Annotated in this window: 14 protein-coding genes; 6 read left to right on the plus strand and 8 right to left on the minus strand. The window is 65.7% G+C overall.

The genetic code is table 11. The features are described from left to right. Positions 1–30 precede the first annotated feature (30 nt). From ACTUWL_RS02075 to ACTUWL_RS02085, 3 genes are all read left to right on the plus strand, one after another. Positions 31–579 carry a GrpB family protein gene (locus tag ACTUWL_RS02075; protein WP_021081837.1) on the plus strand — a complete coding sequence of 183 codons (549 nt, stop codon included), beginning with the start codon at positions 31–33 and terminating at the stop codon, positions 577–579. Positions 580–902: 323 nt separating this feature from the next. Continuing rightward, complete coding sequence (locus tag ACTUWL_RS02080; protein ID WP_291734788.1) at positions 903–1,439, plus strand: TetR/AcrR family transcriptional regulator; 537 nt, start codon at positions 903–905, stop codon at positions 1,437–1,439. A 68-nt stretch (positions 1,440–1,507) separates the two neighbouring features. Then, complete coding sequence (locus ACTUWL_RS02085) at positions 1,508–2,368, plus strand: DMT family transporter (protein WP_021081839.1); 861 nt, start codon at positions 1,508–1,510, stop codon at positions 2,366–2,368. Positions 2,369–2,417: 49 nt separating this feature from the next. Here ACTUWL_RS02085 and ACTUWL_RS02090 read toward each other — a convergent pair whose 3' ends face one another. After that, complete coding sequence (locus ACTUWL_RS02090; RefSeq protein ID WP_035653290.1) at positions 2,418–2,885, minus strand: carboxymuconolactone decarboxylase family protein; 468 nt, start codon at positions 2,883–2,885, stop codon at positions 2,418–2,420. After that, on the minus strand, positions 2,882–3,304 hold the full coding sequence (locus ACTUWL_RS02095) for a cupin domain-containing protein (RefSeq protein ID WP_021081841.1): 423 nt from the start codon (positions 3,302–3,304) through the stop codon (positions 2,882–2,884). Before ACTUWL_RS02095 ends, ACTUWL_RS02090 begins: the two co-directional genes overlap by 4 nt. 89 nt (positions 3,305–3,393) lie before the next feature. Between ACTUWL_RS02095 and pdxR the strand changes: the two genes are divergently transcribed. Continuing rightward, positions 3,394–4,836: a MocR-like pyridoxine biosynthesis transcription factor PdxR gene (pdxR, locus tag ACTUWL_RS02100; protein WP_021081842.1), complete on the plus strand. Its 1,443-nt coding sequence runs from the start codon at positions 3,394–3,396 to the stop codon at positions 4,834–4,836. On the opposite strand, the gene ACTUWL_RS02105 is transcribed toward pdxR, so the two are convergent. Next, positions 4,814–5,641, minus strand: a complete 828-nt coding sequence (locus ACTUWL_RS02105) for an SDR family NAD(P)-dependent oxidoreductase (RefSeq protein WP_021081843.1) — start codon at positions 5,639–5,641, stop codon at positions 4,814–4,816. The genes pdxR and ACTUWL_RS02105 overlap by 23 nt on opposite strands. A 292-nt stretch (positions 5,642–5,933) precedes the next feature. On the opposite strand from ACTUWL_RS02105, the gene ACTUWL_RS02110 reads away from it, so the two are divergent. Further along, positions 5,934–6,395, plus strand: a complete 462-nt coding sequence (locus tag ACTUWL_RS02110) for a hypothetical protein (protein ID WP_291734782.1) — start codon at positions 5,934–5,936, stop codon at positions 6,393–6,395. Between the two features lie 3 nt (positions 6,396–6,398). Continuing rightward, positions 6,399–7,019 carry a TerC family protein gene (locus tag ACTUWL_RS02115; RefSeq protein WP_021081845.1) on the plus strand — a complete coding sequence of 207 codons (621 nt, stop codon included), beginning with the start codon at positions 6,399–6,401 and terminating at the stop codon, positions 7,017–7,019. Between the two features lie 60 nt (positions 7,020–7,079). On the opposite strand, the gene ACTUWL_RS02120 is transcribed toward ACTUWL_RS02115, so the two are convergent. The 5 genes from ACTUWL_RS02120 to ACTUWL_RS02140 form a co-directional block, all read right to left on the minus strand. Then, positions 7,080–7,799 (minus strand): RraA family protein, encoded by a 720-nt coding sequence (locus ACTUWL_RS02120; RefSeq protein ID WP_021081846.1) that lies wholly within the window; start codon positions 7,797–7,799, stop codon positions 7,080–7,082. A gap of 291 nt (positions 7,800–8,090) precedes the next feature. Further along, the gene (locus ACTUWL_RS02125) at positions 8,091–9,419 is read right to left on the minus strand and encodes an IS1182 family transposase (RefSeq protein WP_203369013.1); all 1,329 of its coding nucleotides are present in this window, start codon (positions 9,417–9,419) and stop codon (positions 8,091–8,093) included. Positions 9,420–9,658: 239 nt separating this feature from the next. Next, positions 9,659–10,540 carry a CDP-diacylglycerol--serine O-phosphatidyltransferase gene (pssA, locus tag ACTUWL_RS02130; protein ID WP_106940253.1) on the minus strand — a complete coding sequence of 294 codons (882 nt, stop codon included), beginning with the start codon at positions 10,538–10,540 and terminating at the stop codon, positions 9,659–9,661. Positions 10,541–10,617: 77 nt separating this feature from the next. Continuing rightward, on the minus strand, positions 10,618–11,316 hold the full coding sequence (locus ACTUWL_RS02135) for a phosphatidylserine decarboxylase (RefSeq protein ID WP_021081990.1): 699 nt from the start codon (positions 11,314–11,316) through the stop codon (positions 10,618–10,620). Positions 11,317–11,369: 53 nt separating this feature from the next. Beyond that, positions 11,370–13,337 carry an ABCB family ABC transporter ATP-binding protein/permease gene (locus ACTUWL_RS02140; RefSeq protein ID WP_035653389.1) on the minus strand — a complete coding sequence of 656 codons (1,968 nt, stop codon included), beginning with the start codon at positions 13,335–13,337 and terminating at the stop codon, positions 11,370–11,372. Positions 13,338–13,522: the final 185 nt, after the last annotated feature.

Raw genomic sequence — 13,522 nt, forward strand, 5'->3', positions numbered from 1 at the left:
GTCTGCGAGAAGGACGATCAGGAGGTGAGCGTGGAGAAGTACGGCGCCGGGTCGATCGTCGTCTCCGACTATGACCCCAGCTGGCCCGCACTGTTCGCGCAGGAGCGCGCGCGGATCGCGCAGGCACTCGCGCCATTCGCGTTGGCCATTGAGCATGTCGGCAGCACTGCCGTTCCAGGCCTCCCGTCGAAGCCGATCATCGACCTCTTGGTTGGTGTCCCTAACCTTGAACAGGCCCGGCAGCGCTGCATGACACCGCTCGAGGCACTCGGCTATATCTGCATGCCGGAATACGCGTCATGGCTCCCCCGCGAGTTGTTCTTCCGCAAGGGGCCGCCAGGTCCCTGGACGCACCACATGCATGTGATGGAGCTATCGCATCCGCGATGGGAGGCACTGGTGGTGTTTCGCGACTATCTTCGCGCACACCCCGAGGCAGCCCGCGCCTACGCAGATATCAAGCGCGAGCTTGCCGCTTCGTCAAAGGACGACATCGGGGCATATCGAAACGGAAAAACCGCGTTCGTCGAGGAGACGACGGCAAAAGCTCGGGCGTGGCACCGAGCGGTACGCGATTGAAGCACAAGTGGTCCCCCGCACGGGTGCACGCTCATCACCGGACATGGGTCCTCGCGATCAGCCGCCGTGCCATGCAGCCATGCATCGCAATGGGTTGATCCGCGTCGCGCTCACGTAGTCGTCCGCATGAGCGAACATACGGCCGGCGCCAAGCTGCAGGCGGCCGGGCTGGTGACCGTGTTGGCCGGGCTCTCCCTCTTGCAACGCCCTTGCAATTTATAGACCAATTAGTCTATATATCAACAATGAGCCGCCAGATCGCTGTACCGCCGCCCCGTGGCCGCCCCCGGAGTTTCGACGTCGAAGCCGCCGTCGAACGCGCAATGAATGTGTTCTGGTCGCGCGGCTATCACGCCACGGCGCTGCCGGACCTGCTTCGTGCGACGAAGCTCTCGCGCGGCAGTCTCTACGCCGCATTCGGCGACAAGCACTCGCTGTTCCTGCGCGCGCTCGATCGCTACATTGCCGATGCCCTGACACGGATGGACGCCGAATTCGACCCGCGCAGGGAGCCGGTCGCCGGCCTGCGGGCCTACCTTGCCGGCTATGTCGAGCGCAACAGCGGTGCCAATGGCCGACGCGGATGCCTGTTGGTAGCCACCACCATGGAACTGGCTGGCCGTGATGCCGACGTTGATCGTCGCATCGCGGGCTTTTTCAGAGACATGGAGGCCAGGGTGGCAGATGCGCTTTCCCGGGCAAAAATGGCGGGCAAGCTGGCCGACGGCGTCGAACCTTCAAGTGCCGCCCGAATTCTCGTCTGTTTCGTCGAGGGGCTGCGGGTGGTTGGTAAAACGGCGCCGACACGGATCATTTCGCAAGCCACCGTTGACGCTTTTCTCGAGCGCTTCATCAGGTAAGTCGACACATCGACGCCTCTTATTGGCGCGCCGATATATAGACCGATCGGTCGTGAAAGAAGGAAGCTATGTCTGCGATCCAGATCGTCTGCGCTGTGCTCGTTCCCCTGCTCTGGGGCTATCAGTTCGTGGCCATCAAGGTGGGCGTCATGGAATTTCCGCCTCTCTTCTTCCTCGCACTGCGCTTCCTGGCTATCGCGCTACTGCTTATTCCATTCGTCAAAAGGCCGACACGTCAACAGTTCGGCCCTGTCGCAGCTATTTCGGTTTTCCTTGGCGGGCTAAACTTCGGGCTGTTCTATGTCGGCCTTGGGCTCGGCTCGGGAAGCCTATCGGCCGTCGCGTATCAACTCGCTCCGCCGTTCACCGTCCTGTTGGCTTGGCCACTGCTTGCGGAGAGGCCGTCTCTGACTGCTTCCGCCGGCGTGGTGCTTGCATTCGTCGGTGTGGTCGTGCTGGCAGCAGGGCCTGGGCTCTCGGCAAACGCCCTTCCGTTGCTGCTCGTGGTCGGGGCAGCCTTCGCGTTCGCGGTGTCGAACGTCCTGACGAAACGCTACGGCCCTTTTGATCCCCTGATGTTGATGGGGTGGTTCTCGCTGCTCACGGTACCGCAGGTCACGTTGATGTCGTTGCTCCTTGAACATGGACAAGCGGCGAGCCTTGTCACGGCGGATCATCGTGGCTGGCTGGCACTCGCCTATACAATTTTCGTCGGAGGAATTGCCGGGTTTGGCCTCTGGTTCTGGCTGATCGCCCGTTGCTCGATGGGCCGCGTCGCGCCGTTCGGCCTGCTGCTTCCGGTGTTCGCACTGATTTCGAGCGTCATGTTCCTTGGCGACAGCATGACCCCGAAGCTGATCGTCGGGGGGCTGCTCGCGATTTCCGGCGTTGCCCTCACGCAATTCAGGCCGAGCGCAAGGCCGGTTTGAATCCGGAAGCCGCACTGTCGCGACTGCCGGATTCGGCCCCGGTCGGCATTCACGCCGCGGCGGAATGCTCGACGACGGCTTGCGGCGGGTTACGGAAACCGATCGCGATCCGGTTGTAGGTGTTCATCAGGCCGATCGCGATGGTCAGGTCGACCAGCTGCTTTTCGTTGAACACGGCACGCGCCGCCTGATAGTCCTGGTCCGGGATCGCGGTCTGCGCCACCCGGGTGACGGTTTCGGCCCAGGCCAGCGCCGCGCGCTCCTCGGCGTCGAACAGCGCCTCCGCCTCGTGCCAGACCTGCAGCAGCGCGAGCTTCTCGATCTTGACGCCCATCTTCCGCAGCGAGCGCGTATGCATGTCGAGGCAATAGGCGCAGCCGTTGATCTGCGAGATGCGCAGATAGACCAGCTCGATCAGCTGCGCGGACAGTCCGCATTGGGTGAGATAGCCATAGACGCCACCGAGCGCCTTGATGCCCGCAGGGGCCGCCTTGTTGTAGTCGATGCGCATGCTCACTGCTTGTGCCCTTGCTTTTGCTCTGCCTGGTCGTAGACGGTCAGCGCCTTGTCGTTGCTGTCGACGACGAAGACGGCAAGCAGCTTCGCGGGCTCGGTGCTGCTGGCATTGCGTCCGATCACGTGATGCGCGCCGGGCGCCTCGAAGAAGCTGTCGCCGGCGCGATAGACATGCGGCGCGGCCTCGCCCTCGACCTGGCTCTCGATCGCGCCCTGCAGGACATAGACATACAGGAAGGCGGATTTGGCATGACGGTGCGGCGCCGACGGATCGCCAGGCGGGAAGTCGACCTCGGCCGTGACCAGCGACTTGCCGGGAATGTTCGTGATCACGTGCTCGAACTTCGGCGTCACCGTTTCCGCTCTCGCCGCGGTCGCAAGCACCGCGCAGGCCAGAATAACCGGCAGTAGGATCTTCATCTGATCGCCTCCATTGCTGCCGGATAGATGCGGGCATGGAGGCCTGAAAAGAAGCACCAAGAATGAACCGAATTGGTGTACCACGGGCCATGCCAAAGCCGCTTCCCATCGCGCTCGACCGCTCGGCCAAAACGCCGCTCTCCGAGCAGATCCGCAAGGCGATCGTGACGGCGATCGACAATGGCGTGCTGGTGCCGGGCGCACGGTTGCCGTCGTGGCTCGACCTCGCCGCGCAGCTCGGCGTCGCCCGCGGTACGGTGCGGGCGGCCTACGACAGATTGTCGGACACCCAGCACATCGTGTCGTCGAAGGCGAATGGCACCAGCGTCGCGAGGCGTCCAGGAAAGGCCGCCAAGCCCGACGCGCCGGTCGCTCCCGGATCGGTCGTGGAGATGTTTCATGACCTGACCGGCCAGGGACACTTCCGGATGGGCGTTCCCGCGCAGGACTCCCTCCCCGCAAAGCTGCTGGCACGAATCCGCGCGCGCGCCGTGCGAGCAGAGCTGAGCGCGGTGAGCCGCTATGGCGATCCGCGCGGCGAGCTCGAACTGCGGCGTGAGATCGCGGCGCATCTTGCGATCGCGCGCGGCGTGGAATGCTCGCCGGCGCAGATCGTCGTCACGTCAGGCTTCAGCGGCGGACTTGGCCTCGCGCTGCGCGTGCTCGGCCTCGAAGGCCGCCGCGCATGGATGGAAGACCCGGGATTTCCATTGACCCGAAAGGGGCTCGAGCTCGCCCGGCTGGAGCTGGTCGCAGTCCCCGTCGACGGCAACGGCATCGACGTCGACCATGGCCTCAAACACGCCCCCGATGCGGCGCTCGCAGTCGTGACGCCGGGACAGCAGGCGCCGCTCGGCCCGCCATTGTCGGCGGCGCGCCGCGCGCAGCTGCTCGACTGGGCCACGCAGACCGGCGGCTGGATCATCGAGGACGACTATCTCGGCGAGTTGCAGCTCGACGGCCGCGCCGCGCCGGCGCTCGCCTCGCTCGATCGCACCGGCCGCGTGATCCATCTCGGCTCATTCAGCAAGACCATCTCGCCGACGCTGCGGCTCGGCTTCCTGGTTGCGCCCGAGCCATTGGCCGCGGAGTTCGCCGATGTCGCGACCTGCCTCGTCCCGGCCCCCGGACCGGCCGTGCAGCTTTCGACCGCGGAGTTCATGCGCGATGGCCACTACATCCGCCACCTCCGACGCACCAAGCAAGCCTATTGCGACAACCGCGACGCCCTGACATCTGCGCTGCGTCCGTGGAGCAACGACGTGCGGGTCGCGGGACTTGCTGTGATGCTGACGCTGCCGGACCAGGCCGGGGATGTCGAAATCGCGCGGCAGGTGCTGGCGCACGGGCTGGCGCCTGCCCCGCTCTCGCCCTGGTATCTCTCACCGAAGCGCGCGCAACCCGGCCTGCTGCTCGGCATTGCGACCGTGCCCGATCGCGGCGTTCCTGCTGCCTGCAAGCGTCTGTTCGAGGCGATCCACGCCGAAGCCGCGCCAGCCCCGCGCCAGGTCAGGAAGTCCGCAGGCCCGTGAGCGCGAGGCTCAGCGCCCGCAGCCGCTGGCGCGCCTCGGCATCATAGGCCTGCGCATGGGCGCGGGCCTCGCGCTTGCCGTCGAAGAACAGCCCGCTCTTGTCGGCGACGTCGTCGTCCTGGACCAGGCGCAGGATGGCGTCGCCGCCCTGCTCCACGGTCGAGATCGGCGTCGCGCCGCTGGCGCGCACCATCGTGGTGTTCATGTAGGTCGCCGGATGCAGCGAATTGACGGTGACGCCGGAGCCCTGCAACTGCTCGGCGAGATCGATGGTGAACATGATCTGCGACAGCTTGCTCTGCGCATAGGCGCGGCCGCCGCTGTAGTTCCTGGTGATCATCACGTCGCCGAAATCGATCGGGTGCTGGCCGAGCGAGGCGACGTTGACGATGCGCGCCGGGGCACTCGCCTTCAGCCGCGGCAACAGCAGATGCGCAAGCAGGAAGCCGGCGAGGTAATTCACCGCGAAGCGCAGCTCGTGGCCATCCTTGCTGGTCTGCCGCGCCGGGCCCTCGTTCTGCGAGCCGATACCGGCATTGCTGACCAGCACGTCGAGGCGCTCCTGGTCGTCGAGCACCAGCTGGGCAAACTCGCGGACCTCGGCGAGCGAGGACAGATCGGCCTGATAGAACATCGGCTCGCGGCCACTGACCCGCTTGATCTCGTCGGCAAGGGCCTGCGCCCGCTTGGTATCGCGGCCATGGATCAGGACCCGGGCGCCGGCAGCCGCCAGCTTCATCGCCACGTACCGGCCGACGCCATCGGTGGAACCGGTGATCAGCACGGTCTTGCCTGCCATATTCATCGCAATCGCCCTTCGATCGTTCGCCCAGTGCTGCCAGCAAAGATAAATGCGCGGCACGGACTTTGCCATGGCGCCGCCAGCGCCGGAACGGCCGAAATGGACCGCCCACAGCGCTGCCATGGCCGCCCGGCGTACAGCCTGTCGCGCGGCCTGCCGTCGCGCGGCGCCGCGCCGCGCGTCAACGTGAATGCATTCTGATAGTCTCGACACGAACGACCAAGTCAGGATCGGAATGTCCTCGACCATTCCAGACCGGATCGTGCGGAAAACTCCCTCGCGGGAGCCGTTCGGCATGCTCCTGCTGTTCGCGGTGCTGTCAGCGCTGCCGATCGTCCTGACGCTGCGTCTGGTTGAGCCCGCACTCGTGCTGCCCGCGCTCAGCCTCGTGTTGTTCGCTGAGGCAGCCATGGCCGCGCTTGCGGCGCGCGTGATCCGCGTGCGCGCAAGCGCGGCGAACCTCACGCTGTGGGATTCGCCGGTGCGTTCACCTTTATGGGGTGTGCAGCGGCGATCCTCGGCGAGCCGGACCAAGCGGCGCTGTTCTTCGAAGAACAGGCGGCGTTTCGTCCAGCATCACGACCGTAATCCCAGGCCGGGCCCCTCTGGCAGCCACAAGCTGCGATGTCGGACTGGAACTCAGTTGGAGTGGCCCTGCCTCGACCCGCGACGCGACACCGTCGCGGCGGATTTGCCGTCGGATGACGAACGCATCCGGCTTCGTCGAACGGTCCACTCCCCGACCTCAGGGGGATGATCCATGTCCGAACTATTCTCACTCGACGCGCTCAGCGCTTTGCTGCAAGTCGTCGTCATCGACCTCGTGCTGGCCGGCGACAATGCCGTGGTGATCGGCCTTGCCGCGGCCGGCCTGCAGGCAAAGCAACGCGGCAAGGCGATCCTGATCGGCATCGGCGCCGCGACGCTGTTGCGCATCGTGTTCGCGCTGCTCACAACGCAGTTGATGCAGATCGTCGGCCTGCTGTTGGCCGGCGGCATCCTCTTGCTGTGGGTGTGCTGGAAGATGTGGCGGGAGCTGCGCGCCAGCGCGCACAGGACCGCGGCCGAACACACAGCCGACGGCGCGGCCGGCCAGCGCAAGACGCTCTGGCAGGCCACGACCCAGATCATCGTCGCCGACGTCTCGATGTCGCTCGACAACGTGCTGGCGGTTGCCGGCGCGGCGCGCGAGCAGCCGATCGTGCTGGTGTTCGGCCTTGCGCTCTCGATCGCGATGATGGGCGCGGCCGCCACCTTCATCGCGCGGCTCCTGCAGAACCACCGCTGGATCGCCTATCTCGGCCTCGCCGTGATCCTCTATGTCGCCGTCGACATGACCATTCGCGGCGCCAACGAGATCGCCAAGGTCGCGCCGGCCTGACGAAAGCAAAACGGCGGGTCTTCAGGCCCGCCGCTCCGCATATCGATAACGCGCGATGCGTCAGTGGATTTCCGACGAACGCTTCAGCGCGTCCTTCAGCTTCTCGAGGGAAAAGTCCTTGCTGCGCGCGATGTCGAGGATCGGGGTCTCGCGGCGGCCGCACAGCTCGGCGGCCTCCGGCAGCTTGGCCGCGACGTCATAGGGGATCACGATCGCGCCGTGGCTGTCGGCGTGGATCAGGTCGTCGGAGCGCACCGTCATGCCGGCGACGCGGACCTCGCCGCCAAAACTCTCGGCGTGCACCCAGGCGTGCGACGGGCCGATCGAACCGGCCAGCGCCTGGAAGCCCGGCGCCCATTGCGGGATGTCGCGGATCGAGCCGTCGGTGATGACGCCGAGGCAGCCGAGCGCCTTGTGCACGGCGCTCTGCACCTCGCCCCAGAACGCGCCGTAGCCGACGTCGGGCCCGTCGATGTCCTGGATGACGGAGATACGCGGTCCGAAGCCGGTGCCGACATATTCGTAATAGTCGATGCGGCGCTTCGACTGCTCCTCGGCCGAGAGCCCGGATTTCAGCACCGAGCGGATCGCAACCGTGCGCGCATAGCCGACGATCGGCGGCAGCGTCGGGAACGGGCAGACCAGCGGCTTCACGGTGTAGCCGATCAGACGCCGCTCGGGCGCCACGATCTCCATCGCGTTGCAGATCGTCGGCGTGTCGTAGCGCGCCAACGCCTCGAGGACGGAAGCAGGCAGCGGGGCGGAAGCGGATGTCGTCACGGCGTTTCTCTCCTGATTATTGGCGTCGGATTTCTTTGTTTGAGCATGATCTCTTCGGAAAACCGGTTTCCACTTTTCCGGATCATGCTCGAGCGGGCCGTCCCAGCCTATAGCCGAGATCAGAGGCGAACCCAACCGAGGCACGCTCATGGCTGATATTTGCGGGAGTGAAGCCCACTCTATCACCGTCACCCTGACAGCTTGTGAAGCTTTCGGGTTTTGCCTTTTACGTCTGTAGGTCGGGTGGGTTTGGTTTTTTGCGCAGCTGCGGCCGGGTGGCCGATGTGGTGTTTAAGCGCTGTAGAGCCGATGCCCTTGTAAGACGTTGTTGGTGAGGACGAACCAGAGCGCGACGGCACGGACCTTTTCAAGGCCGCGTACGGTGAGTTGCCGCAGGCCCCAGTTGCGCCATCGAGCGTGGATGCACTCGCAGATCGATCGGAGCTTGTACTGGGCCTTGCCCGGCTCGCTTGCCATCCGTGCCCGCCAAGCCAACACGCCCGGGCCGTCGCCGCGCCGCGGCAGGTAGGGATCGGTACCGTGCTTGGATTGCGTGGGCGGACAATAGACCTCAACCCCTTGATCATGCGCCCACTCGATGTCCTCGGCACTGCCAAAGCCGCCATCAACGAGATGGCGGCCCGGAAGGCGGCCGGTCCGCGCGCGCAAGCGATCTAGCATTGGCTGCATGAGGCCGCGATCGGAACCAATATTGGTCACGTCGAGCCCGGCCACGATCTGCTCGCCGGCCGCGCTCGCCACCTGCACATTGTATCCTGGCCGGAAGCCGCCGCCGGCCATCTTCATGACGCGGGCGTCGGGGTCCGTCGTAGAGGCGCGCGGCTCCTTCGGCGTCTTGCCGTTGTTGCGCTTGTCTTCGCGCGCCTGGCGCTGCCGCTTGATCTCGGCGAGCGCGGCCTGCGCTGCCTTCAGGCGTTCGGTGCGCTCACGCGCCGCTCGCTCCTTGGCCGCCTTGATGCGCTGGTTGCTGGCATCGGAGCGCGCCTCGACCTCGCGTTTGAGCTCCGCCACGATCGTCTGCGCGGTCTCCAAATGGTGATCGAGTGTCTGTTCTCGCCGGAACGAGGCGGCCCCGGCGCTCGCCCGGATCCGCACGCCGTCCTGCGCCAGCTGGCTGAGGTCGACCAGGCCCACCTCCGCCAAGGCCGCAAGATGTTCGGCGAGCAGCCGATCGAGCAGATCGGCGCATCCGACCCGGAAGTCCGCCAGCGTATGGTAGTTCACCGAGACCCCGCCACACAGCCAGCGATAGACATCGTGGCTCTCGCACAGCCGCTCCAGGGCGCGAGCGCTTCCTACCCCGTCGCTGGTCGCATAGAGCCACAGTGCCAGCAAAAGCCGTGGCGACGTCGCCGGATGACCCGGCCTCTCGCCCCGCGCCTTGATCCGATCTTCAAGCTCGCGCAGCTCGAGCCCGTCGACATAGCACCAGATCACCCGCGCCGGATGATCTTCCCCGATCAGGCTATCGATATCCACCGCCCGCAGTTCAATCTGATCGCGCTGCGGCTCGCGCAGACGCGGCAAACCCGCTGGCGCCGCATCAGTTTGCGGCTTCGGCTGCTCCGGCAGTTCTCCAAACAGCTGGTCTTCAGCCATCTCCCGCTCTCCCGCAATTCAGCGATTGCAGGGAATCACATCCCCCATCCCTCCCGCTACATCTTTCGCCCAAGCCACAAAAATTCACACGCTCTGAGGTGGCCGCTTCTTCAGCCGCCTTCGAAGGGTCGACGGCCCCGCTGGTGACCGTGCATCCTTCGAGGCTCGCTGCGCTCGCACGTCCAGCGACAAAGGCGAAGCCTTTGCGCGGGGATGACGGGTCAATCAATGGGCGCGCTTTAATGCAGATGGGTCGGACGGTCGTCATGGTCGTCGCTATCCGCGACCGGCGCTACGTAAGGAGCAGCAGCGGCAGGTGCCGGCGCGCCGGCACCTCGCGTCTGCGCCGCAAGCTGGCGCTCCTGGTCGCGGTAGGACTTCCAGCCCCAGGGCAGGCTGATTAGATAGGCCACCGAGCCCGCCGACAGGATGTGCCAGGGATACCCGATCAGCAGCGCGACGAAGAACACCACCGACACGAACACCGGCAACACCATCTCCGGCGGCACGCGCATCTTCACGGTCTTGCCGGAGAACACCGGCAGCCGCGACACCATCAGGAAGGCGATCAGCAGCGTGTAGAATGCCGTCAACGTCGACGGCGGCATCGGCACGCCGAGGAAGGCGAGATAGATCGGCAGCAGCACGGTGATCGCACCGGCCGGCGCCGGCACGCCGGTGAAATAATTGGCAGCGAAGGCCGGCTTGTTCGGGTCGTCGATCGAGGCATTGAAGCGCGCCAGGCGCAGGCCGCCGGAGATCGCAAACACCATCGCGGCGATCCAGCCGCCGTTGTTGAGTTCATGCAGCTGCCAGAAATACAGGATCAGGCCCGGCGCTACGCCGAAATTGACGAAGTCGGCGAGGCTGTCGAGCTCGGCGCCGAATTTCGACTGGCCCTTGATCATGCGGGCGACGCGGCCGTCGATGCCGTCGAGGATGGCGGCGAACACGATGGCGGCGACCGCCAGCTCCATCCGCCCTTCCGTCGACAGCCGGATCGCGGTGAGGCCGGCGCAGATCGCCAGCAGCGTGATCATGTTCGGCACCAGCATCCGCACCGGGATCGGGCGGAACCGGCGGCGGCGAAGCTCGCTGGAATTGTTATCGAATGGCGTCATGGTCCGATAAATATAGCAAGCATGGCCCCGCTCCGCCATCGGCACGGGAACCGGCTGATCAACCGGCCGAAACAGCGTTAATCGGCGCGGTAGGTGCGGCCCGGATCGGCGCCGCGGAAATCCGCCAGGATCGTCTCGCCCGCCACCGCGGTCTGGCCTTCGGAGACCAGCGCCTTGGTGCCCTCGGGCAAATAGACGTCGAGACGCGAGCCGAAGCGGATCAGGCCGAAACGCTCGCCGGCACCGATCGACTGCCCCTCCTTGACGAAACAGACGATGCGGCGCGCCACGAGGCCCGCGATCTGGACCACGCCGATCCGCCCGTTTGAGCTGGAGATGACCAGCGAATTGCGCTCATTGTCCTCGCTCGCCTTGTCGAGCTCGGCATTGATGAAGGCCCCCGGCCGGTAGGCGATGCGGTCGATGCGGCCGGCCACCGGGCTGCGGTTCACATGGCAGTTGAACACGCTCATGAACACCGAAACCCGCGGCAGCGGCTTGTCGCCAAGGCCGAGCTCGGCCGGCGGCAGCGCCTGTACCACCATGGAGACGCGGCCATCGGCCGGCGACACCACGATGCCGTCGCGCAGCGGCGTCACCCGCACGGGATCGCGGAAGAACAGCGCGCACCACACCGTGAGCAGCGTCCCGATCCAGCCGAGCGGGGTCCAGATCCAGAACAGGATCAGGCTCGCAAGGGCGAACCCGCCAATGAAGGGGTAGCCCTCGGGGTGGATCGGCGGGATCTGCGCGCGGATGGAATTGGCGATCGACATCAGAACTCGCTTGGGTTTCCCCGCCCCGGTTGGCGGGAGACGCCCTAGATCGACTATTCCGCGGCGGTCGGCAAGGGCTTCTCACCCGCAACGGGGCTGGAATCCTGTGAGGATTCAGTGACCGCCGGCGGCAGGCGATTCGGCGCCGTGCCGTCGTCATCGACCTGGGCGAGCCGTTCGCGGGCCTCCTCGGCCTCGCGCTGCCGGTTCCACATGCTGGCGTAGAGGCCGTCGGCGGCCAAAAGCCGCGCGTGGGTGCCGCGCTCGGCGATCCGGCCCTGGTCCAGCACGATGATCTCATCGGCGCCGACGATGGTCGACAGCCGGTGCGCGATCACCAGCGAGGTGCGGTTGCGCGACACCCGCTCCAGCGCGCCCTGGATTTCGGCCTCGGTGTGGCTGTCGAGCGCGGAGGTCGCCTCGTCCAGCACCAGGATCGGCGGTGCCTTCAAGACGGTGCGCGCGATCGCGACGCGCTGCTTCTCGCCGCCGGAGAGCTTCAGGCCGCGCTCGCCGACCTGGGTCTCGTAACCCTGCGGCGACATCCGGATGAAGCCGTCGATCTGCGCAAGGCGCGCCGCCTCCTCCACCTCGTCGTCACCGGCATCCCAGCGGCCGTAGCGGATGTTGTAGCGGATGGTGTCGTTGAACAGCACGGTGTCCTGCGGCACCATGCCGATCGCCTGTCGCAGCGAGGCCTGGGTCACGGTCTTGATGTCCTGGCCATCGATCAGGATGCGGCCGCTCGATACGTCGTAGAGCCGGAACAAGAGCCGGGAGATCGTCGACTTGCCGGCACCGGACGGACCGACGATCGCAACCGTCTTGCCGGCCGGCACCTCGAAACTCAAGCCTTTCAAGATTTGCCGATCGGGCTCGTAGGCGAACCGGACATCCTCGAAGCGCACGCTGCCGGCGGACACCGCGAGCGGCTTGGCGCCCGGCACGTCCTTCACCTCGGGATCGCGCGCCAGCACGTCGAACATCTTCTCGATGTCGATGATCGCCTGCTTGATCTCGCGATACACCATGCCCATGAAGTTCAGCGGCTGATAGAGCTGGATCATCATCGAGTTGATCAGCACGAAATCGCCGACCGTGTGGGTGCCGTTGCGGATGCCGAACGCGCACATCAGCATGGTCGCGGTGAGGCCGGCGGTGAAGATGATCGCCTGCCCGGTGTTGAGCACGGCGAGCGAAGTATAGGTCTTCACGCTGGCTTGCTCGTAGCGCTCCATCGAGCGGTCGTAGCGCCTCGCCTCGCGCTCCTCGGCGCCGAAATACTTCACCGTCTCGTAGTTGAGCAGCGAGTCGATCGCCTTGGTGTTCGCCTCGGTGTCGGAATCGTTCATCTTGCGGCGGATCTCGATCCGCCACTCGGTCGCGACGTAGGTGTAGTGCATGAACACCACGACCGTGATCAGCACCGCGAGCACGTAGCGCCAGTCGAACTGCCAGAGCAAGACCGCCGCCAGCAGCGTGACCTCGACGATGGTCGGGATCAGCTGCAGGATCACCATCCGCACGATGGTCTCGATGCCGGAGCGGCCGCGCTCCAGCACGCGAGTCAGGCCGCCGGTCTTGCGCTCCAGATGGAAGCGCAGCGACAGCTCGTGCATGTGGACGAAGGTGATGTAGGCGAGCCGCCGCACCGCATGCATCGCAACGCGGGCGAAGATGCCGTCGCGCCACTGCGTCAGCACAGCCATGATGACGCGCACCGCGCCATAGCTGATCGTCATCAGCACCGGCGAGGCGATCAGCCACAGCACCCAGTTCGACGACTCGACCGGAGCCGAGCCCGCGCCGTTCAGCGCATCGATCGCCCATTTGAAGGTGAACGGCACCGACAGCGTCGCGAGCTTGGCGAACAGCAGCAGCACCACCGACCAGATCACGCGCATCTTCAGATCGGCGCGATCGCCCGGCCAGATGTAGGGCCAGAGATGAACCAGGGTCCCGACCAGCGTGCCCTTCTCGGCGGGCGTCGTCGCGGCCGTGGGCTCTCCGCCAGCGGTCATCCTCTGTTGCGGCGGCACCATCAGGATCCCGCTCTCGCCGTCATGGCGCGCCGGCGCGCTGCCACATCTTTTCCACGATTTGCCATTGTGCCCGTCATATAGATCGTTTGAACGCGGCGTACAGGCTTATGACGAAAATTGTTCGCGATTCGCGGGAATTTACGGGATTTTTTGGCTCTCAATCC

Source organism: Bradyrhizobium sp. WCU1 (assembly GCF_053474805.1).

Excerpts from the sequence above, each read along its gene's own strand:
- ACTUWL_RS02080 (WP_291734788.1), top strand. The coding sequence starts at position 903 with ATGAATGTGTTCTGGTCGCGCGGCTATCACGCCACGGCGCTGCCGGAC.
- ACTUWL_RS02085 (WP_021081839.1), top strand. The coding sequence starts at position 1,508 with ATGTCTGCGATCCAGATCGTCTGCGCTGTGCTCGTTCCCCTGCTCTGG.
- ACTUWL_RS02095 (WP_021081841.1), bottom strand. The coding sequence starts at position 3,304 with ATGAAGATCCTACTGCCGGTTATTCTGGCCTGCGCGGTGCTTGCGACC.
- pdxR (WP_021081842.1), top strand. The coding sequence starts at position 3,394 with ATGCCAAAGCCGCTTCCCATCGCGCTCGACCGCTCGGCCAAAACGCCG.
- ACTUWL_RS02105 (WP_021081843.1), bottom strand. The coding sequence starts at position 5,641 with ATGAATATGGCAGGCAAGACCGTGCTGATCACCGGTTCCACCGATGGC.
- ACTUWL_RS02110 (WP_291734782.1), top strand. The coding sequence starts at position 5,934 with ATGCTCCTGCTGTTCGCGGTGCTGTCAGCGCTGCCGATCGTCCTGACG.
- ACTUWL_RS02115 (WP_021081845.1), top strand. The coding sequence starts at position 6,399 with ATGTCCGAACTATTCTCACTCGACGCGCTCAGCGCTTTGCTGCAAGTC.
- ACTUWL_RS02125 (WP_203369013.1), bottom strand. The coding sequence starts at position 9,419 with ATGGCTGAAGACCAGCTGTTTGGAGAACTGCCGGAGCAGCCGAAGCCG.
- pssA (WP_106940253.1), bottom strand. The coding sequence starts at position 10,540 with ATGACGCCATTCGATAACAATTCCAGCGAGCTTCGCCGCCGCCGGTTC.
- ACTUWL_RS02135 (WP_021081990.1), bottom strand. The coding sequence starts at position 11,316 with ATGTCGATCGCCAATTCCATCCGCGCGCAGATCCCGCCGATCCACCCC.
- ACTUWL_RS02140 (WP_035653389.1), bottom strand. The coding sequence starts at position 13,337 with ATGACCGCTGGCGGAGAGCCCACGGCCGCGACGACGCCCGCCGAGAAG.